22 protein-coding genes are annotated in these 20,530 nt (G+C 39.2%); 16 read left to right on the top strand and 6 right to left on the bottom strand.

The features are described from left to right. The first annotated feature begins 5 nt into the window (after positions 1 to 5). From BQ5903_RS03950 to BQ5903_RS03995, 10 genes are all read left to right on the top strand, one after another. Positions 6 to 317 carry a YbaB/EbfC family nucleoid-associated protein gene (locus tag BQ5903_RS03950; RefSeq protein WP_172823858.1) on the top strand — a complete coding sequence of 104 codons (312 nt, stop codon included), beginning with the start codon at positions 6 to 8 and terminating at the stop codon, positions 315 to 317. A gap of 24 nt (positions 318 to 341) precedes the next feature. Beyond that, positions 342 to 941 carry a recombination mediator RecR gene (gene recR / locus BQ5903_RS03955; protein ID WP_056971745.1) on the top strand — a complete coding sequence of 200 codons (600 nt, stop codon included), beginning with the start codon at positions 342 to 344 and terminating at the stop codon, positions 939 to 941. 17 nt (positions 942 to 958) lie between these two features. Next, positions 959 to 1,198: a YaaL family protein gene (locus BQ5903_RS03960; protein WP_010497863.1), complete on the top strand. Its 240-nt coding sequence runs from the start codon at positions 959 to 961 to the stop codon at positions 1,196 to 1,198. Positions 1,199 to 1,290: 92 nt separating this feature from the next. Continuing rightward, positions 1,291 to 1,920, top strand: coding sequence for a dTMP kinase (gene tmk, locus BQ5903_RS03965; protein ID WP_079578906.1), 630 nt, complete (start codon positions 1,291 to 1,293; stop codon positions 1,918 to 1,920). Positions 1,921 to 1,968: 48 nt separating this feature from the next. After that, a complete protein-coding gene (locus tag BQ5903_RS03970) occupies positions 1,969 to 2,298 on the top strand; it encodes a cyclic-di-AMP receptor (RefSeq protein WP_010497867.1) in 330 nt (109 codons plus the stop codon). Between the two features lie 12 nt (positions 2,299 to 2,310). Next, positions 2,311 to 3,297: a DNA polymerase III subunit delta' gene (holB, locus tag BQ5903_RS03975; RefSeq protein WP_010497869.1), complete on the top strand. Its 987-nt coding sequence runs from the start codon at positions 2,311 to 2,313 to the stop codon at positions 3,295 to 3,297. Positions 3,298 to 3,313: 16 nt separating this feature from the next. Beyond that, on the top strand, positions 3,314 to 3,658 hold the full coding sequence (locus BQ5903_RS03980; protein ID WP_029605439.1) for a DNA replication initiation control protein YabA: 345 nt from the start codon (positions 3,314 to 3,316) through the stop codon (positions 3,656 to 3,658). Beyond that, positions 3,658 to 4,536, top strand: a complete 879-nt coding sequence (rsmI, locus tag BQ5903_RS03985) for a 16S rRNA (cytidine(1402)-2'-O)-methyltransferase (RefSeq protein ID WP_079578908.1) — start codon at positions 3,658 to 3,660, stop codon at positions 4,534 to 4,536. The genes BQ5903_RS03980 and rsmI overlap by 1 nt, the downstream gene beginning before the upstream one ends. 109 nt (positions 4,537 to 4,645) lie before the next feature. Then, a complete protein-coding gene (locus tag BQ5903_RS03990) occupies positions 4,646 to 5,386 on the top strand; it encodes an acyl-[acyl-carrier-protein] thioesterase (RefSeq protein ID WP_010497874.1) in 741 nt (246 codons plus the stop codon). 135 nt (positions 5,387 to 5,521) lie between these two features. After that, entirely contained in the window at positions 5,522 to 6,481 is a 960-nt protein-coding gene (locus BQ5903_RS03995; RefSeq protein WP_079578910.1) for an IS30 family transposase, read from the top strand. 88 nt (positions 6,482 to 6,569) lie between these two features. Here BQ5903_RS03995 and BQ5903_RS04000 read toward each other — a convergent pair whose 3' ends face one another. Together BQ5903_RS04000 and BQ5903_RS04005 are read right to left on the bottom strand one after the other, a co-directional pair. Further along, on the bottom strand, positions 6,570 to 7,544 hold the full coding sequence (locus BQ5903_RS04000; RefSeq protein WP_056988218.1) for an asparaginase: 975 nt from the start codon (positions 7,542 to 7,544) through the stop codon (positions 6,570 to 6,572). Positions 7,545 to 7,691: 147 nt separating this feature from the next. Then, positions 7,692 to 8,870 carry an IS256 family transposase gene (locus tag BQ5903_RS04005; RefSeq protein WP_057785074.1) on the bottom strand — a complete coding sequence of 393 codons (1,179 nt, stop codon included), beginning with the start codon at positions 8,868 to 8,870 and terminating at the stop codon, positions 7,692 to 7,694. A 229-nt stretch (positions 8,871 to 9,099) separates the two neighbouring features. On the opposite strand from BQ5903_RS04005, the gene tsaB reads away from it, so the two are divergent. Genes tsaB through tsaD form a run of 3 tightly spaced genes read left to right on the top strand, consistent with a single transcriptional unit; the run spans position 9,100 to position 11,415 of the window. Continuing rightward, positions 9,100 to 9,828, top strand: a complete 729-nt coding sequence (tsaB, locus tag BQ5903_RS04010; RefSeq protein WP_010497893.1) for a tRNA (adenosine(37)-N6)-threonylcarbamoyltransferase complex dimerization subunit type 1 TsaB — start codon at positions 9,100 to 9,102, stop codon at positions 9,826 to 9,828. After that, positions 9,803 to 10,369: a GNAT family N-acetyltransferase gene (locus BQ5903_RS04015; protein ID WP_050955736.1), complete on the top strand. Its 567-nt coding sequence runs from the start codon at positions 9,803 to 9,805 to the stop codon at positions 10,367 to 10,369. The genes tsaB and BQ5903_RS04015 overlap by 26 nt, the downstream gene beginning before the upstream one ends. Positions 10,370 to 10,383: 14 nt before the next feature. Further along, positions 10,384 to 11,415 (top strand): tRNA (adenosine(37)-N6)-threonylcarbamoyltransferase complex transferase subunit TsaD, encoded by a 1,032-nt coding sequence (gene tsaD, locus BQ5903_RS04020; protein WP_056988204.1) that lies wholly within the window; start codon positions 10,384 to 10,386, stop codon positions 11,413 to 11,415. A 105-nt stretch (positions 11,416 to 11,520) separates the two neighbouring features. Here tsaD and BQ5903_RS04025 read toward each other — a convergent pair whose 3' ends face one another. Next, a complete protein-coding gene (locus tag BQ5903_RS04025; RefSeq protein WP_056988200.1) occupies positions 11,521 to 13,473 on the bottom strand; it encodes an ABC-F family ATP-binding cassette domain-containing protein in 1,953 nt (650 codons plus the stop codon). A 176-nt stretch (positions 13,474 to 13,649) separates the two neighbouring features. Between BQ5903_RS04025 and BQ5903_RS04030 the strand changes: the two genes are divergently transcribed. Beyond that, a complete protein-coding gene (locus BQ5903_RS04030; RefSeq protein ID WP_010497907.1) occupies positions 13,650 to 14,291 on the top strand; it encodes a redox-sensing transcriptional repressor Rex in 642 nt (213 codons plus the stop codon). 155 nt (positions 14,292 to 14,446) lie between these two features. On the opposite strand, the gene BQ5903_RS04035 is transcribed toward BQ5903_RS04030, so the two are convergent. The 3 genes from BQ5903_RS04035 to BQ5903_RS04045 all read right to left on the bottom strand — a co-directional run bounded on the left by BQ5903_RS04035 (position 14,447) and on the right by BQ5903_RS04045 (position 18,158). Next, on the bottom strand, positions 14,447 to 15,826 hold the full coding sequence (locus tag BQ5903_RS04035; protein ID WP_010499958.1) for an IS4 family transposase: 1,380 nt from the start codon (positions 15,824 to 15,826) through the stop codon (positions 14,447 to 14,449). A 202-nt stretch (positions 15,827 to 16,028) separates the two neighbouring features. Next, a complete protein-coding gene (locus BQ5903_RS04040) occupies positions 16,029 to 17,408 on the bottom strand; it encodes an IS4 family transposase (protein ID WP_010499958.1) in 1,380 nt (459 codons plus the stop codon). A gap of 123 nt (positions 17,409 to 17,531) precedes the next feature. Next, a complete protein-coding gene (locus BQ5903_RS04045) occupies positions 17,532 to 18,158 on the bottom strand; it encodes a CPBP family intramembrane glutamic endopeptidase (RefSeq protein WP_010497916.1) in 627 nt (208 codons plus the stop codon). Positions 18,159 to 18,340: 182 nt separating this feature from the next. Here BQ5903_RS04045 and groES point away from each other — a divergent pair, with 182 nt between their 5' ends. Both groES and groL read left to right on the top strand, forming a co-directional pair. Then, positions 18,341 to 18,625 carry a co-chaperone GroES gene (groES, locus tag BQ5903_RS04050; protein WP_010497918.1) on the top strand — a complete coding sequence of 95 codons (285 nt, stop codon included), beginning with the start codon at positions 18,341 to 18,343 and terminating at the stop codon, positions 18,623 to 18,625. 48 nt (positions 18,626 to 18,673) lie between these two features. Further along, a complete protein-coding gene (gene groL, locus BQ5903_RS04055) occupies positions 18,674 to 20,302 on the top strand; it encodes a chaperonin GroEL (RefSeq protein WP_010497920.1) in 1,629 nt (542 codons plus the stop codon). Positions 20,303 to 20,530 lie beyond the last annotated feature (228 nt).

Here is a 20,530-nt window from a genome sequence, read left to right on the forward strand (position 1 = left end):
AATTTATTATGATGCCAGGAAATATGCAGGGTATGATGAAAAAAGTTCAGAAGATGCAAAAACAGATGCAAAAGGATCAAGAAGAGCTTAATCAGACTGAGTTTGCAGGTAAAGCTTCAAACGACGAGGTAGTCGTTAAATTCACAGGAGATAAAAAAATGCAGGATATTGCGATCAAAGCAGAAGCAATTGATCCTGATGATCCTGATATGTTACAAGATTTAATTATTATGGCTGTTAACGATGCAGTGGATCAAATCGATAAGAAAACGCAATCGACATTAGGTAAATACTCACAGGGAATGCCTAGGATGTAATTAAAAGCAAGAGGAGTTTTTGGCATGCAATATCCAGAACCAATCGCAAAATTGATCGATAGTTATATGAAATTACCTGGAATAGGTAATAAAACAGCGATCCGCTTAGCTTTTTATACTATAGATATGGACGAAAAAGATGTTGCTAATTTTGCATCGTCATTGTTGGCAGCTAAAAGAGACCTGCATTATTGCAGTATTTGTGGAAATATTACTGAAACTGATCCGTGCATTATCTGTGCAGACAAGGCGCGTGATCAATCACAGTTGATCGTAGTAGAACAACCCAAAGATGTCATGTCGCTGGAAAAGATGCGTGAATATCATGGACTTTATCATGTTTTGCATGGTGTTTTATCTCCTATTGAAGGCAAAGGACCGGAAGATATCAACATTAAAAGTTTGGTCAAGCGACTGCAAAAAAATGATAGTATCAAAGAAGTGATCATTGCTACTAATGCGACACCAGAAGGGGAAGCAACAGCGATGTATCTGTCTCGCTTGATCAAACCAGCTGGCATCATGGTTACTCGATTAGCATCTGGTTTAGCAGTAGGCAGTGATATTGAATATGCAGATGAAATGACGCTGTTCAAAGCAATCGAAGGGCGCCAAGAAATATAAATCAAGGTGGCTTAAAAATGTTTGGTAAAAAGAAAAATAATTTGAAAAAGCAATTTGACGAAGCCTTATTAGAAGATATTGACCGTGCGTTTTCTGAATGGACTAATGATAAAAAGAATCAAGAAACTGTTTTTGAAGCCGATGAAGAAATGGCGGCAAAAACCAAAGTGTCCAAAGCACAATACGAGCTTTTATATCGTGAAGCACGTCGACGAAAAGTTAAAGGTCATGTGCAGTCGTCTGTGATCAGCCGCTAATTTTTGGTAATTGTTTGAGATGGCGTAAACATGGACAGTGAACTATTTTTTAAGTACAATATAATTAATTAAATATAATTGAGGTTTTGTAAGTGGCTGGAAAGTTTGTAACATTTGAAGGAACGGATGGCTCAGGTAAAACTAGTGTCATCAAGGGATTGCTCGCTCGTTTGGATCAAATTGGCCTGCATGATAAATATCTTGTTACCAGAGAACCTGGCGGAAGTCGGATATCGGAGGCGATACGCGAAGTCATTTTAGATAAAAAAAATACTGAAATGGATCAAAAAACTGAAGCCTTACTTTATGCGGCTTCTAGACGTCAGCATTTAGTTGAAAAGATACTTCCAGCTTTAGCAGCTGACAAAAACGTCTTGTGCGATCGTTTTGTTGATAGTTCGTTAGCGTATCAGGGAGCTGGACGTGGTGTTGGGGTAAAAGAAGTTGCCGCGATCAATCAGTTTGCGACAGCTGGCTTAAGCCCAGACCTCACATTTTATTTTGATTTAGATCCTGTGATCGGGTTAAACCGTATCAAAAAAAATCGACAAGATGAAGTTAATCGTCTGGATGAAGAACAACTTAGCTTTTACCAGCAGGTACGGGCACAATATCTGGAATTAGCACGTCAGGACCCAGTCAGAATCAAAACTATTGATGCTTCTCAGTCTGAGCTGCAGGTAGAAGCAGAGGTTTTTTCTCAATTGAAAAAATATTTATAGTAAATGTAAGCGAAGTATTTTGGCAGAGAAATTTTGGGGGTAGAGACCATGAAATTGATTATTGCGATCATTCAAGATAAAGACAGTAACCGACTAAGTAATGCTTTTATAGAAAAAGATATTCGAGCAACTAAACTTTCTTCGACCGGTGGCTTTCTTCGGTCAGGAAATTCAACATTTTTAGTGGGTGTTGAAGATGAAAAAGTAGAAGATGTTTTGGATCTGATCAAAACAACTTCGAAAACTCGGAAACAGTTTATGGCACCGCCTGTTAATCTAGATTCTCCGATGGAAGCTGCTGGAGCATATCCGGTCGAAGTTCAAGTTGGCGGAGCAACTGTGTTTGTTTTGCCGATCGATGCTTTCCATCAATTCTAAGTGTGAAAGACAATGAATATTGTAGAAGCGCAGCCACAACTCACGGCTCACTTTGGTGATCTTGTCAGGCAGAACCGATTGGCGCATGCATACTTGTTGGCAGGACCGGCTGGCTCTGGGAAAAAAGAGTTAGCATTGTGGATCGCTAAGTTATTATTTTGTGAACACTTAAGTGCTGACGGTCCATGTGATCATTGCTCTGAATGTACTAGGATCAGTGAACATGAACATCCTGATGTTGTCGAAGTTTCACCGACTGGTCTGTCTATTAAGATCGATCAGATCCGCTATTTAAAGTCTGAGTTTGCCAAAAGCGGAGTTGAAGGTGCACAGAAAGTCTTTATAATTGAAGACGCTGAGAAAATGTCAACTAGTGCTGCTAATGGCTTGCTAAAATTTTTAGAAGAACCAAGTGGAACAGTGACTGCATTTTTACTTACCAGTGAGCAAAATAAAATATTGCCGACGATCATCTCACGTTGTCAGTTGCTAGAGTTGAACGCGCCTGCTCTTTCTTATCTGGTGGAAAAATTGAAAGCCAAGGGGATTTCACAGGATCAGGCAATTTTGCTGTCTAACTTAACCAAAGATGCTGATCAAGCCGAAAAAATCGGCACCGATGAAGATTTCCAGAAGTTACTCACTAAATTATGGGACTGGTATAGTGCCGTTTTGCGAAATGATCTTATATCTTTTGTTAAAGTGCAGGCAGACTTAGTACCCTTAGTTGATAGCCGGGAAAAGCAAGATGAGTTGTTATTTTTGATAGCTCTTTTAGCTCGAGATCTGATGCTTTTTGCAAATGATCCAAGCCAGAAATTTGTGTTTACAATGTTTGAAAAAGATTTCAGTTCAAAAATGGCCAATATTTCTGCAGTCGCAGCAACAGATGCTTGTGAAGCTGTATTAAAAAAATGGCGTTTATTGTCTAGCAACGTTTCGATCCAGAATATTTTAGAGTCGTTAACGTTGGAGTTATGTGATTGTTATCATCGATAAGCGAAGGTGAATTGTTTTGGAGAAACGTGAATTGTATGACAATTTTGATCAATTAGGCAAAAAAGCCGATGAATTGCGTTTGTTAATAGGTAATACACAAGATTCATTGACATCTTTGGTTGAAAAAAATGCCGAACTCGAAATCGAAAACCAGCATCTACGTGAACGGTTGCGAGAACTTGAAGATAAAGCAACATCCAAAAATGGAACGGCAGGGTTATCAAAGTCACGGCAAAATTTAGAAAAACTCTATGAAGAAGGTTTCCATGTTTGCAATGTGGATAATATGTATGGTTCAAGGCGGATCAATGATGAACCTTGTGTATTTTGTCAAGATGTTATTTACGGGGAGAGAAGCTAATGGGTATTCAGATCACCAGCAATTTTCAGGGTGAAAATACTAACGGAACTTTATTTTTAGTACCAACACCAATTGGAAATTTAGGCGACATGAGTCCGCGAGCAGTCAAGACTTTGCAAGAGGTTGATTTGATTGCGGCTGAGGATACTCGTAATACTCAAAAATTGCTGAATCATTTTGAAATCAATACTAAGCAGATCAGTTTTCATGAGTATAATACAAAAGAGCGTTTGCCGCAGTTAGTTGCAAAGCTGCAGCAAGGTTTGGATATTGCGCAGGTCAGTGATGCCGGAATGCCGTCTATCAGTGACCCAGGTGCGGAGTTAGTTCAAGCATGTGTAGGGAGGGGAATTAGGGTCGTTCCTATTCCCGGACCAAATGCTGCGTTGACTGCTTTGATTGCATCTGGCCTATGTCCACAGCCTTTTTTGTTTTATGGTTTTTTATCACGCAAGAATACTGAACGTAAAGAGCAGTTACAAGGGTTGACCCAGCAAACGATTTCTTTGATTTTTTATGAGGCACCGCACCGTTTATTAAAAACGCTTAAAAGTTTGGGTGAAGCTTTTGGCACAACACGACAGATCGTTTTATGTCGTGAACTGACTAAACGCTACGAAGAGTTTTTACGTGGAACGATCGCTGATGCAATAGAGTGGACCAATGACTCTGAAATTAAAGGTGAATTTGTTTTGATCGTTGAAGGAAATCAAGCACCGCTTCCAGAAGAACCCAAGGCGGTCTTGCCCTTAGAAGAACAGGTCGATTTATTGATCAAAAGTGAAAATTTAAAAACGAACGATGCAATCAAAAGAATTGCCAAACAAAATAAATTGAAAAAACAGGTCGTTTATAACGAGTACCATCATTTGAAATAGGGCAACGACTTAGTTTGTTTAAGTAATGAACGCAGCTTTGATGTAAAGTCATCAGGCTTCGTTTTTATTTATTCAGTGAGATTTGAGATAAAACAGAGGTTAGTGAAAAATGAGTGCAAAAAAATTTAGTGAAGATCATCGTGTTGTTTATTATGAAACAGATGTAACTGGTTCATTGGGTATTGGCCGCTTAGTAGACCTAATGATGCTGTCATCGGAAGATCAAAGTGATAAATTAGGAATCACTAATGAAAAGGTTGGTGAACGTGGCTTAGGTTGGGTCGTAACTCAACATATTATCAATATCAAACGTTTGCCTAAGGTCGATGAAATTATTACCCTTTCAACTCAGGCGAAGAGTTATAACCGTTTTTTTTGTTATCGTGATTTTGCAGTCTATGATCAAGCGGAAAACGAATTAGTCACTATGCATAGTGTTTTTGTTTTAATGGATCGCTCTAAGAGAAAGATGGTTCGTTTACCTGAAGACATAATTACTCCATACGAATCGGAATACACAAAAAAAATCGAGCGTCTGCCTATGCCGCTAACGGTTGAAAACGCTAGTGGTCAAAAGAATTATAGGGTTCGCTTTATGGACATTGATGCTAATCATCATGTTAATAATGTACACTATTTTGACTGGATGCTAGATGCTTTGCCAGCTGAATTTTTACTGTCACACAGGCTGATCAAAATGAATATTGCATACCGGCGAGAAGTCTATTATGGTGACCAAGTGAATAGTGCAGTTGAAATAGATGAGGACAATTTGCTAACAAGACACACGATCATGACAGGAGAACAGCAAAATTGCTTGGCTGAATGTGAGTGGGCAGAAATTAAATAAAAGTTCAGTGCTAGTAATTTTTTTGCTGGCGCTTTTTTGTTTTAGAAGACGTCGTTTGTAAAATTAAGTTAGAAATAAAAAAGCCATTTGTGGTAGACTTTTGAATATCCCTAATCAAAAGAGAGGTAACCACAAATGACTTATAAACATCTTACCACACGTGAATTAACCTTTATATATAATTTTTGGAAGCAAGATATTAAAGCCTATCATGCCGCTAAAGCTCTTAAACGTTCCAGCGAAACCGTTTATCGTGTTTACCGGTTTCTAGATGCTGGTAATTCAATTAGTCAATTTCAAGAAAATCATCGAGTTAATAAAACTCATTGCGGTCGAAAAGCAATTGAATTACCAGAAGATGAAACCAAATACATTAAGCAGAAACTCGCATTAGGTTGGACCCCTGATACGATTATTGGTCGAGCTGAGATACAGATCAGTTGTAGTATGAGAACCTTATACCGACTTTTTCAAAGAGGTGTTTTCAATGTGAAATTGTTGCCAATGAAAGGTAAAAGGCATCCAAATGGTTACGTTGAACGGCGTGGTAAAGCTGGCCGACTCGGCAGAAGTATTTATCAACGCTATCAGGATTATCCTCATTTTCAACATGAATTTGGTCATTTAGAAGCAGACACCGTCCAAGGCAAAGCACATCAAGGTGCAGTTATGACCTTAGTTGAGCGTCTCTCCAAAGTTGAAATCATTTTAAACATCCAACAAAAATCGGCTGAATGCGTTAATAAACATCTTAATCAATGGTTGTCCCAACAGCCAAAACACCTTTTCAAGTCAATTACTTTTGATAATGGTAAAGAATTCACTGGTTGGAAAGAAATCGCAAATAAGCATGATATTAGTACTTATTTTGCCGAAGTTGGGGCTCCTAACCAGCGTGGCTTAAACGAAAATAATAATGGACTAATTAGACGAGATGGTCTCAACAAGAGCATGGATTTTCGCAATTTACTAAATGCTTTAGTTCAACAAGTCAGTAGCCGGCGTAATCATATTCCAAGAAAATCATTAAATTATAAAACACCAATTGAGGTATTCATGGAAAACATCACAGATAAACAGCTATGTTATTTCTAACTTAATTTGACATTTCAAGAGATAAAAAACACATCGGTCTGTAATTGGATCGATGTGTTGTGAATTATTTAAGTTTTAATTGCAAAAATCAAGAAACTGCGTCATTGACAAATGAAGCCAGTTCTTTTGCGGACATTTGTGCACTTAATCCAACTAATAACTTGATTCGTGCCTTTTGTCCGTTTAATCCATGGCAAAAAATTGCCCCCATTTTTTCAAGGCGAATGCCACCGCCTTCGTAATCATAGACACTTTCGGCCGTACCATTAAAACAGCGAGAGACTATTACAACTGGAATATGTTGGTCAAGGAGTTTTTGCAGGCCGGGTAAAGTTGCGGGGGGTAGATTGCCGGCACCTAGTGCTTCTATTACAAGACCATTTGTTTTTTGCAAGGCTAACGTTTCGAATAGCTCTGGTCCCATTCCAGCAAAAGCTTTTAACAAGTAAACATTATCAACGACATGATCAAGCGGGACATAGGTTTGGCGGATCAATTTAGAAAAAAAGGTCACCCGTTCTTTTGAAACCGAACCAACTGGACCAAAAGATGGTGTGCGGAAAGTAGCCACATTTGTTGTGTGAGTTTTAGTTACATAGCGTGCTGTATGGATCTCATCATTCATGACAACTAAAACTCCCTTGTCATGAGCTTCATCACTTGCTGCAGTCTGAATTGCGGTCTGAAAATTATGTAATCCATCAGACCCGATCTCATTAGCAGATCTCATTGCACCGGTCACAACAACTGGAATTTCTGCTGGTAGTGTTAGGTCTAGAAAAAAAGCTGTCTCTTCTAGTGTGTCGGTTCCATGAGTGATAACAACGCCATCGATCCCTTCACTTTCAGCCTGCATGATTTCATTTCTTAAGGCTAACATTTCTGTTGGTCGCATGTGAGGCGAGGGAAGATTGAATGGATTCCTGATATCTAGCCTGATTTTTCCAGTAAAGGGATTATTGAAACTGTTGAGCGGGTTTTGCTTCCCAGGGATTATTGCGCCATCCTTGCCCTCAGACATCGCAATGGTCCCGCCAGTATGTAATACTAAAATTGTTTTCATATTTTTCACTCCGGATGCTTGTATTTAGTCACTTGAATTTAACTACTTAACAATTATAATGATGTTTGGTATTGTATTACAATATTTGGGAGTGTCAAGAAGTTTGTGTAAAAAGGAATTGCCCTTTCTCCATAAAATTAAATCTTTTCAGTCGAAAAGTGATTCTAATGTATCCTTAACTTGTCCGAATCCACGATGAATTCGATTAAAGTTCTTTTCGTTGTAACTAATTACTTGCACTCCAATGAAATTGTCTAATGATTTTTCATTGGGAAACTGTTCTTTTGCTTTAGTCTTGCGTTTAATCTTTTTATTTAGCGATTCTATAATATTTGTTGAATAAATGGTTGGGCGTATTGCGGCTGGAAAAGCCAAAAAAGCTAATAATTCCTTTTCAATTGACCTAATGTGACTAATCAGATTTGTGTATTGCTTTTCCCAAGTACTATAAAAATCGGCAAGCATTTTATGAGCTTCAGTTTTATTAGTTACCGAATGAAGCTGTTTGAAATCATTTAAAATGACCTCACGGTCTTTTAAACGGACATGTGTACTAATATTACGCATAACATGAACTAAACATCTTTGAAATTTTGCTTTAGGAAAAGCATGTAACAGCGCTGGTTGAAGTCCGACCATTCCGTCCGCAATAATTAATTGAACCTGTTTAAGCCCTCGCTGCTTAAGATCTGCTGCCATTTCCGACCAGACTTCAGCATTTTCACTGGGTGCAATGCGATAATCAAGAACTTCCTTAATTCCAGTGGGTGTAATTCCTAAGGCAATATAAACCGCTTCTCTTTGAACTGTGTCACGACGCAAAGGTAAATAAGTTGCATCTAAGAATAAGCAAACATAGTTTGCTTTAATGGTTCGTTGATGAAAAGCTTCAATCTGCTCAGTTACTTGAGCAGTAATGTTAGAAACAGTTGTAGCTGAATAATAAGAACCATACATTTTCTCAATCAAATCAGCGATTTCACGAGTGGTAACACCTTTAGAGTAAAGTTGAATAATTGTAGTTTCTAAAGCATCTTGACGACGAGAATAAGCTGGAAGTAAATGATTATGAAACTTGCCTTGTCGGTCACGCGGCACAGCAATTTTCAACTTACCATATTCGGAATCAATTAACCGAAAGTATTGACCATTCCGATAATTGTTAGCCTTAAAACCATTACGTTCATAAGGATCATAACCGAGTAACGAAGTTAACTCAGCTTGTAAGATTTGATTAATAGCTTTTTCAAGTTGTTGGCGAAAAAGTTCTTTAACATCGCCATTTGATAATAGAGTTTTGGTTAAATCTTTGGTAAACTGTTCCATGGGGAATCCCTCCGTTTTGGTTTGGTTTGACGATTTAATCATACGGGGAAGGGATTCCCTTTTCAATAGGATTTTATTTATTTACACAAACTATTTTATACTCTCCAATATTTCAGCATCGATTTTCATGAAAATATAAGTCATTTTTTCTTTTTGTGAAAAGTGTGTTGGGGTTTATGTTAAACTAAGTTAAGTAGAATACAGCGTAAAAAGAGGAATGAACAAAATAATGAAAATTCTTGCAATTGACACTTCCAATCGTCCGTTAAGTGTGGCACTTTTAGAAGATCAAACTTTACTAGCAGAAAACACTACCACTGTCAGCAAAAATCACAGTGTTACTCTGATGCCGGCAATCGAGGAGATTTTTAAACAGAGTCAGTTAAAGCCAGAAGAAATCGACCGTGTTGTGGTTGCTCAAGGACCAGGTTCTTATACGGGTTTACGGATCGGCGTAACTACTGCTAAGACTTTAGCATATAGTTTAAATAAAGAGTTAGTTGGTGTTTCAAGCCTTGCCGTCTTAGCTAAGGGAGTCCAGGCTGATGCTAAGACATTGCTTGTGCCGGTGTTTGATGCACGGAGGGATAATGTTTTTGCTGGAGGCTATATGTGGGATGATGGCCAATTAAAAAATGTTTTGCCAGATCAACACATCTCTTTTTCAAAGTTATGTAAACAGATAATGGGAAAAGAAGTCTGCTTTATAGGAGCTGACGTAGCAAAATTTGCCGATCAATTGAAAGAATTGATGGCTGGTCAAGACTACCGGATCGCTCCAGCGGAATCAGCAGTCCCTCGTGCCTTTAATTTAGGAACGTTAGGCCTTTTAAAAGAAGCGGAGAATGTAAATGATTTTGTACCTCGCTATTTGCGAATAACACAAGCTGAATCGCAATGGTTAAAAAGAAATCCGCAAGAAGGGAAAAAGCATGGCCCATACGTTAAAAAATATTAAAGAACGATTAGCTAATAAGATAAAAGTGATTTTTCAAGACAAGTCACTTGATTTTGACAATAAAGATATTGTGATCAATGGAGTTGATTATTTTTTGTGCCGAAATGTGATCTCGACTATTCCTGAAATGGTAGCAGTCGAGCAACGGTCACAATCAGAAGAAGATATCTGGAACTATAATACCTTTCAGCTCTGCATGCGGGATCAAAAGAAAGCTTTGTATTTTGGCTTACGTCAAGATGACCAATTGATCGGTTTTATTGGATGTCGGGTCAATGCATCGATGACTCGGATGCGCATTATGAGATTGTCTGTTTTACCGTATCCCGATAGAGAAAAAGTCGCTGTTACTTTGGTTAATACTTTGTTTGACAAGGCGGCAGAAACTGGGGTTCGTTCCGTTTTTGTACAAGTGCGGACCGGCCAAGAAAGATTGGGTGAATTTTATCGTAATATCGGTTTTAAAAAGGCTGAAACAGCGAAGAATAGTGAGCTCAACAATGAAGTTATCAAGTATCAATTTTTAGTTAGCGAGAAATAAGGAAAAGATAAAAAATGAATGAAAAAAAAGATACAATAATTTTAGCGTTTGAATCGAGTTGTGATGAAACAAGCGTCGCACTTGTAAGAAACGGGGCACAGGTTTTAGCTCAATCGACTGCTACTCAGATTCAGAGTCACCAACGCTTTGGAGGCGTTGTTCCTGAAGTTGCCAGCAGGCACCATATTGAGCAGATCATTGGCTGTTTGGATGATGTATTTCAACAAACTGGACTTGGTTATACAGACCTCGCCGCGGTTGCAGTTACTTACGGTCCTGGATTGGTAGGTGCTCTTTTGGTTGGAGTTTCAGCAGTAAAAGCTGTGGCGTTTGCACACAATTTGCCCTTGGTACCCGTAAACCATATGGCAGGCCACATTTATGCTGCGCGTTATACAGCTCCGATCGAATTTCCTGCAATGGCTTTGTTGGTTTCTGGAGGGCATACGGAACTGGTTTATATGCCTCAGGAAAATGATTATCAAATTATTGGTGAAACGCGCGATGATGCGTGTGGTGAAGCTTTCGACAAGATCGGACGAGTGCTTGGGATCAATTACCCGGCTGGTAAAGAAATCGACGAATTGGCTCATCAGGGGAAAGATACATTTAACTTTCCACGAGCAATGGAAAAAGAAGATAACTATGATTTTAGTTTTAGTGGTCTTAAAAGCGCATTTATTAATACGGTTCATCATGCAGATCAAATTGGCACAAAGCTTTCACATGACGATTTGGCGGCTAGTTTTGAACAGAGTGTAGTTGATGTTTTGGCAGAAAAAACAGTGCGGGCACTGCACAACTTTCCAGTCAAACAGCTGATCTTAGCGGGTGGAGTCGCAGCTAACAGTGGTTTACGTACACGTCTAGAAAAAGAATGTGCTCAAATTCAAGGAGTGGACTTGTTAGAGGCCCCTCTTAAATACTGTGGTGATAATGCAGCCATGATCGGTGCGGCTGGTTATGTTGGCTTCAAGCATGGAAATAGAGCTGGCATGACACTAAACGCTGAGCCGGGTCTTGAATTTCCGTGGCTCTCAGTTTAAATTACAGCTTACTCAGTGAAAAAGTGTAAATAAAAACAGCGGATAACTATTCGAATTACGAGTAGATGTCTGCTGTTTTTTTGATTTATGAAGAGGAATCGCAAATTATGCCATAAACTCTTCTAATTCAACCGAGCTTTGTTCCCATTGTTCTTCAGTTGCGTTGAGCTCTTGACTCACTGACGTAAGTTTTTGCTGTAATTTTTGCATTTTAGTCAGGTCATTGAAGATATCCGGTTGAGACATTTTGTTTTCTATCCTAGTTTTTTCTTGGTCTAAGTTATCAACTTTTTCTTCTAATTGTGCAACTTCACGTTTTAATTTGCGTTGCTGTTTTTCCTTGGCTTTACTTTGCGTGTAGCTACTCTTAGCAGATGAAGTATTTGGGGAAGCTGGTTGTTTTTCGTCCTCAGCTTCCTGAGCTTTTTGTTCTGCAATTAACCGTTGCTCCTCTTTTTTCTCAATATAGTAATCATAGTCACCCAAATATAAGGTACTGCCTGATGGAGAGATTTCAATGATCTCATCAGCAGTTTGGTTGATAAAGTAACGGTCATGAGAAACAAAGAGAACTGTTCCAGTAAAGTCTTGGAGCGCTTTTTCTAGGACTTCTTTACTGTTGATATCCAAGTGGTTAGTCGGTTCATCTAAAATCAAGAGGTTATCATGTTGCATCGCCAATTTAGTTAAAAGTAGCCGCGCCTTCTCACCACCAGACAAGTTATGCACGATTTTTTTTACATCGTCGCCCTTGAATAAAAAGCTGCCTAAAAGGGAACGAATATCTTTTTCTGGTGTAGTAGGATGCTCATCCCAAATTTCGTTGAGAACAGTTTTTTGGGGATGGAGTCCTTGTTGCTCTTGATCATAATATCCGTATTGAACGTTAGCACCGAATTTGGCTGATCCAGAGATAAAAGGGATCTGCCCGATAACACTTTCCAATAAAGTCGACTTACCGATCCCATTTTGACCGACAACAGCTAAAACTTTGTTTTTACGCAATTCAAAATTAACTGGCCCAGAGATAGTTTGTTCATCATGGCCGATATATCCATCTGAAACTGTTAGGACAACTGAGCCGCTTTTGGAGGATGGTGTGAAAGAAAAATGCGGTCCTTTTTCGTCACCTTCCGGTCGCTGAATACGGTCCATTTTATCTAATTGCTTTTGCCGACTTTGAGCTCGTTTACTTGTCGTTGCTCGGACTAAGTTTTTGTTGACAAAATCTTGTAATTTATCAATCTCTACTTGCTGTTTTTCATATTCTTTCCAAGCTTGTTTTTGATCTTCTTTTTTCTGCTTCACAAATGAAGTGTAATTTCCTGGGTATGTCTTGGCACGCTTGTGACTAATGTCGCAGACTTCCGTGACGATTTTGTCAAGAAAATAGCGATCATGGGAAACAAGTAACAAAGCTCCTGGATAACTTTGGAAGTAACTTTCCAACCATTGCAAGGTCTCAATATCCAAATGGTTAGTCGGTTCGTCTAAAATCAGCAGATCTCTTTTTTCAAGGAGCAATCTGGCAAGCGCGAGGCGTGTCTTTTGACCACCTGATAATGAAGAGATCTTTTTATTAAAATCTTCTTCCTGAAAATTAAAGCCATGAAGCACGGAACGAATCTCTGCTTGATAACCGTAACCGTTTTGTGCAGAAAAATCATGCATCAATTGGTCATATTGTTTTAGCAGTGAGTGATATGAAGTTGATTCGTGATCCTGACTTGAGGCGATTTTATTTTCAAGCTCATGGATCTGCTGTTCCATTTTAATCAAGCCTGCGAAGACTTTTAACATTTCATTATAAATATTGTCTTCAGATTCTAAACCGGTATCTTGAGCTAAATAACCGATCGTTAGTCCCTTACGACTAACAATTTGTCCTTCGTCAGGTTCATTTTCACCGATGATCATTTTGATCAAGGTAGATTTACCAGCTCCATTTGGTCCGACAAGAGCGATCCGTGAATTGTCTTGGATATTCAAATTTACATTTTGAAAAAGTGGATCTCCAGCAAAAATACGAGCTGCCTGTTGGACTTGTAATAAAAGCATAAAAATTTCACCTACCTAATTTTTTAGTCTACTAAACTATTTTAGCATATCCTGCAATACATCGCCTTAAATTTAAATTTTTTCAATTAAGTTGTGAACTAATGAACTTTTTATTTTATTGTGAATTTTAATATGGTAAAATGATTTGAGTGAGCATTTGTGAAAGGGGCTTAAAAATGGTGAATGCAAAAATACCTAGAGCAACGGCTAAAAGGTTGCCGATTTACTATCGCTATTTAGGTATCTTATTTAATTCAGGTAAGAAAAGAATTTCTTCAACTGAATTAGCGGAAGCAGTTAAAGTTGATTCTGCAACGATTAGACGTGATTTTTCTTATTTTGGTGCATTGGGTAAACGGGGATACGGGTATGACGTTAAAAGTCTGCTGGATTTCTTTAAAAAGACATTGAATCAAGATAAGCTGACTAACGTTGGTTTGATCGGGGTAGGTAATTTAGGACATGCATTGTTGAATTATAACTTCCATGGCAGTAACAATGTACGGATCAGTGCCGCTTTTGATATTGATGAGAGGATCACTGGAACTATTCAGAGTGGTGTACCGATTTATCCTATGAGTCAAATGAAGGAGCAATTAGTTGAACAGCAAATTGAAGTTGTGATATTGACTGTTCCATCTCCAGTTGCACAGCGCGTTACTGACGAACTTGTGTCTGCCGGTGTTAAGGGTATCCTGAACTTTACACCTTTGCGTGTGACTGTTCAAGACGGAGTTCGCATTCAAAACGTTGATTTGACTAACGAATTACAAACTTTGATCTATTTTTTAAATCATGTTGATCAACAGGATGGATAAGTGAGACTATTTATGGTTGAACTAATTGATAAAAAATCGTAGGAATTTACCGATCTTGGTAAACTCCTACGATTTTTTAGTTAAGTAACTAAAGGTTGAAAGTTAATTTTTAGTGCCTTTGCCTGTCAGCTCAAGCTATAAATGTCTTTAATTAGTCAACTGACCAGTTCGTTGCTGTGAAAGATTTCTTGCAGATCATTGGGTAAAGAATTGATAAATCGACTGCATAATCCCGTGATAAAAAAATCAGCGGTTTTTTCACAATGTTCTGCTAAAGCAAAAAGCAACTGTTTTACAGCTTGTAAAAGTGGGATGTCCGCGAGAAACTGATTGGCCGCATAGAAAATGCCGCCTAAGGTTTTCGGATCGTTCTCCTGTCGCTGGATCATAGCCAACAGATCGTAAGCTAAAAATGTCAGCGCCACATGGCCGCACAAGCCATCATAACTTTGCGTTTGGGTCTGGTCATACTGCAGGTATTGTTTTAAAGTCTTGAAACCACACTCGATCTGCCATCTCCGGGCATATAATTGAATGACCGCTTCCGGTGTCAGACTAAGTTTAGAAGTTGCCAAAGCAATGTAGTGTCCCTTGTCCGTGCGATTTTGGATAAAGACTATTTTTAAGCGCAGGTGGTCCTCGTTATCGGTCTCAACGACCGTACTGTAGAGATAGTTATCATGGATCCGATATTTTGAACCTTTAAAGCGTTGAAACAGCATTGGAACACTGTAACGGCGCCCGCGATATTTAAAATAAGTTTTTGAAGTGTTTTTTAACCGACCAACAGCAGCGAGACCTAATTCTTGAAATTGCTTGAAAGCTTTGGGATAGGCGTACCAACTGTCAAAGAGGACATAGCTGGCCTTGACCCCGGTTTTTAGAACTTGAGCTACTAATTCAACGGCGACTTCATTCATGTGCCGTTTAGCCTGAGCATAACGTTGGGCCGCTAAGGTCCGCTGATCAGTTGTTTGTGGTTCACGGCCGATCCGATTCTTAGCTTTGTCTGATGACATCAAAGCGAAATTCAGGGGCAGGAAAGTATTGCCGTCACTCCAACCGATCGTCAAGCCGCGAAAACCCTTGACATAGCGCGGCTGTCCTTGCGGTGCAGCATGATCATAAACATTCGCCAATAGTTCAGTCTTTTTTGAATGAGCTCGTTTGAATAAAGTGTCATCAATGATCAAGGCCGCTTTTCGGCGTAAGTCGATAAAAGGACTGAGTTCCGCGATCTGGTTCCGTCCGGCCAAGCTGACCAGCCGCTGCCAGTTGATATGGCGGTCATTTAAAAAGTTGCGGACCGTTTTCTTCGAAAAAGCAGTCGGAGTTGCGGATCGGTTCAAGGTCAAACGTTGGAACAAAGTCAGTAAGATCCAGCTGACAAGTTTGGTCAGTTTGATCCCACGGACACGATAGGCATTGGACTGACGTAATACCTGGGCGAAATCGATCACCTGCAAGAATTTGTGAAAACGTGCCATTAAAGTGGTTTTATTTTGAGTTGATTGTTGTATACTGGAAGTGGACATAAATTACTCTCCTTTATTAGTTTTTGACGACTCAATTATAGGACGCAGAGTAAATTGTGTCTATTTTATTAACAAAAACCCGTGATACAACAAGCAGCACAAGTATTCTTTAACTTTCAACCTTTAGTTAAGTAACTAAAGGTTGAAAGTTAATTTTTAGTGCCTTTGCCTGTCAGCTCAAGCTATAAATGTCTTTAATTAGTCAACTGACCAGTTCGTTGCTGTGAAAGATTTCTTGCAGATCATTGGGTAAAGAATTGATAAATCGACTGCATAATCCCGTGATAAAAAAATCAGCGGTTTTTTCACAATGTTCTGCTAAAGCAAAAAGCAACTGTTTTACAGCTTGTAAAAGTGGGATGTCCGCGAGAAACTGATTGGCCGCATAGAAAATGCCGCCTAAGGTTTTCGGATCGTTCTCCTGTCGCTGGATCATAGCCAACAGATCGTAAGCTAAAAATGTCAGCGCCACATGGCCGCACAAGCCATCATAACTTTGCGTTTGGGTCTGGTCATACTGCAGGTATTGTTTTAAAGTCTTGAAACCACACTCGATCTGCCATCTCCGGGCATATAATTGAATGACCGCTTCCGGTGTCAGACTAAGTTTAGAAGTTGCCAAAGCAATGTAGTGTCCCTTGTCCGTGCGATTTTGGATAAAGACTATTTTTAAGCGCAGGTGGTCCTCGTTATCGGTCTCAACGACCGTACTGTAGAGATAGTTATCATGGATCCGATATTTTGAACCTTTAAAGCGTTGAAACAGCATTGGAACACTGTAACGGCGCCCGCGATATTTAAAATAAGTTTTTGAAGTGTTTTTTAACCGACCAACAGCAGCGAGACCTAATTCTTGAAATTGCTTGAAAGCTTTGGGATAGGCGTACCAACTGTCAAAGAGGACATAGCTGGCCTTGACCCCGGTTTTTAGAACTTGAGCTACTAATTCAACGGCGACTTCATTCATGTGCCGTTTAGCCTGAGCATAACGTTGGGCCGCTAAGGTCCGCTGATCAGTTGTTTGTGGTTCACGGCCGATCCGATTCTTAGCTTTGTCTGATGACATCAAAGCGAAATTCAGGGGCAGGAAAGTATTGCCGTCACTCCAACCGATCGTCAAGCCGCGAAAACCCTTGACATAGCGCGGCTGTCCTTGCGGTGCAGCATGATCATAAACATTCGCCAATAGTTCAGTCTTTTTTGAATGAGCTCGTTTGAATAAAGTGTCATCAATGATCAAGGCCGCTTTTCGGCGTAAGTCGATAAAAGGACTGAGTTCCGCGATCTGGTTCCGTCCGGCCAAGCTGACCAGCCGCTGCCAGTTGATATGGCGGTCATTTAAAAAGTTGCGGACCGTTTTCTTCGAAAAAGCAGTCGGAGTTGCGGATCGGTTCAAGGTCAAACGTTGGAACAAAGTCAGTAAGATCCAGCTGACAAGTTTGGTCAGTTTGATCCCACGGACACGATAGGCATTGGACTGACGTAATACCTGGGCGAAATCGATCACCTGCAAGAATTTGTGAAAACGTGCCATTAAAGTGGTTTTATTTTGAGTTGATTGTTGTATACTGGAAGTGGACATAAATTACTCTCCTTTATTAGTTTTTGACGACTCAATTATAGGACGCAGAGTAAATTGTGTCTATTTTATTAACAAAAACCCGTGATACAACAAGCAGCACAAGTATTCTTTAACTTTCAACCTTTAGTTAAGTAACAAGACTAGCAAGTTCATCAAAATATGAGTCGCCATAGAGCCTTGGATCTTACCAGTTCTTTCATAGACTAAACAAAATATTAAACCGATGGCTGTATACGTTAAAAAGTGACCGTCTCCATGTCCTAGTGCGAAAAGAAGGCTGGAAAAAAGAGCTGTCTGCCACGGTTTGAACCAATAACTAAAATTGCCGAATAATACTTTACGGTAAATTAATTCTTCGATAATTGGTTCGGTGAACACAATAACTAGCAGATAATACGGGTATTTACCGGCAACCGCCATTAATTGACTGGTGTTTTCAGAAATAACAGGTTGTTGCAAAAACGCAGTTTCAAACCACAGCAAAACTCGCTGTACGGTCAAAACGATGATCACACCGCCAAGCATCCATAAAAGTGACTGCCAAATAACTGCTTTCTTTTCTTCTAATTTGTTTTTGTATTTAAAGTGGAGTGTCAGCCAAATCAAACTAATTGCTCCCAAAAGATTTAGAATAGTCTGAACTGGATACAAAAGATCATTATTGTGGATAAATTGAAAAGCTATTTGCTGAAGCAGGATCAAAATAAAATACCCCAGCAATAGACTTAATGAATTGGATTTTAGTTTCAATTATAGGTCTCCTTTTTGATGCTTCAGTCATTATAGCATAATCTTTTTGGCAAATTAGCACTCGAAGCAAGAGAGTGACAAAAAGTACTTGCATTTTAAAAATAAAGTGTTTATTATAATAACTGTAATTTAATTAGCACTTGGATGTGCTGAGTGCTAAAAATATATTGGAGGGATCTAGAGTGCTGAAACCATTAGGAGACAGAGTTATTCTTGAAGTTCAAGAAGAAGAAGAACAAACAGTTGGTGGGATCGTTTTAGCAAGCAATGCTAAAGAGAAGCCGCAAACTGGTAAAGTCGTTGCTGTGGGCGCTGGTCGTGTTCTTGACAACGGCGAAAAGAGTGTACCAGAAGTAAAGGCTGGGGACTCAGTGATCTATGATAAATATGCAGGAACTGAAGTAACATATGAAGGCAGCAAGTATTTAGTAGTCCGTGCCAACGATATTGTTGCTGTGATCGACTAGACTTTTAGTTAACGCGTAGAACTCTAATTTTTTGATGAGGTGAAATTAATGGCTAAAGAAATTAAATTTTCAGAAGACGCACGAGCAAAAATGCTTGCTGGTGTAGATAAATTAGCAAATACAGTAAAATCAACTATTGGACCAAAAGGCCGGAATGTAGTTTTGGAACAAACATACGGTTCTCCAACTATCACTAATGATGGTGTTACGATCGCTAAAGACATCGAATTAGAGGATCATTTCGAAAACATGGGAGCTAAACTTGTTTCGGAAGTTGCATCCAAGACAAATGATATTGCTGGTGACGGGACTACAACAGCTACCGTCTTGGCTCAAGCAATCGTTACAGAAGGTATGAAGAATGTGACAGCTGGTGCCAACCCTGTTGGGATCAGAACCGGTATCGATAAAGCTACTAAGACTGCTGTTGAAGCTTTGCATGAAATGTCTCATGATGTTTCTTCCAAGAGTGACATCAGCCAAATCGCCGCCGTTTCATCTGCAAGTGAAGAAACCGGTAATTTGATTGCTGAAGCTATGGAAAAAGTTGGTAATGACGGTGTTATTACTATTGAAGAATCAAAGGGTATCGAAACTTCCTTAGATGTTGTTGAAGGTATGCAATTTGATCGCGGCTATCTTTCACAATATATGGTAACTGACGAAGATAAGATGGAAGCTAATTTGGACAATCCATACATTTTGATCACTGACAAGAAGATCTCAAATATTCAAGACATCTTGCCATTGTTACAAAATATCGTACAACAAGGCCGTCCATTGTTGATCATTGCTGATGACATCGAAGGCGAAGCATTGCCGACATTGGTTTTGAACAAGATCCGCGGAACATTTAACGTAGTTGCTGTTAAGGCTCCTGGTTTTGGTGACCGACGTAAAGAAATGTTGCAAGATATTGCTGTTTTAACTGGTGGTACAGTTATTACTGAAGATTTAGGCTTACAGCTTAAAGATACTACTATCGACCAATTAGGTACTGCAGGCAAAGTCACTGTAGATAAGGAAAATACAACTATTGTTGAAGGCTCTGGCGATAAAGATCAGATCGCAGAACGTGTTGCACAAATCAAAAAACAGATCGGTGAAACAACATCTGACTTTGATCGTGAAAAATTACAAGAACGTTTGGCTAAGTTGTCTGGCGGTGTTGCTGTAGTTAAAGTCGGTGCCGCAACAGAAACTGAATTGAAAGAACGTAAATACCGGATCGAAGATGCTTTGAACTCAACGCGTGCCGCTGTTGAAGAAGGCTTTGTACCTGGTGGTGGTACTGCTTTGGTCAACGTTATTGATAAAGTTGCCGCTTTAAAGGAATCCGGCGATGTTCAGACTGGTATCAACATTGTCAAGCGCGCCTTGGAAGAACCAGTTCGTCAAATCGCATTTAACGCTGGTTTAGAAGGTTCTGTCATTGTAGAAAAATTGAAGAGTAAAAAGCCTGGTATCGGATTCAATGCTGCTACAGGCGAATGGCAAGACATGATCAAAGCCGGGATCGTTGACCCAACTAAGGTCACTCGTTATGCTTTGCAAAATGCCGCTTCCGTTGCTGCTTTACTTTTAACTACTGAAGCAGTTGTTGCTGATAAGCCAGAAGCAAAAGATGATTCTGCTGCCGCACCACAACCAGGTGCCGGTATGGGCGGAATGATGTAAATCATTAAAAATTATTTTAAAGCTGAGGAATTTTTTCCTTGGCTTTTTTTAATGAAAAAATTCCTCAGATCCTTTCATGAAGCGGTTTTTGATATTTTATTAAATTGAGCAAATTTTTTTTAAAAATTTGCTTGCAAGTTATATGGAGAATGGAGTAATATTAAATTTGCTAAAATGACCATTTGAAAATAAAAGTTAGTGGATGATGGTGATATTCCGTAACGATTT

The sequence above is a fragment of the Ligilactobacillus acidipiscis genome, from assembly GCF_900116935.1.
GTDB lineage: Bacteria > Bacillota > Bacilli > Lactobacillales > Lactobacillaceae > Ligilactobacillus > Ligilactobacillus acidipiscis.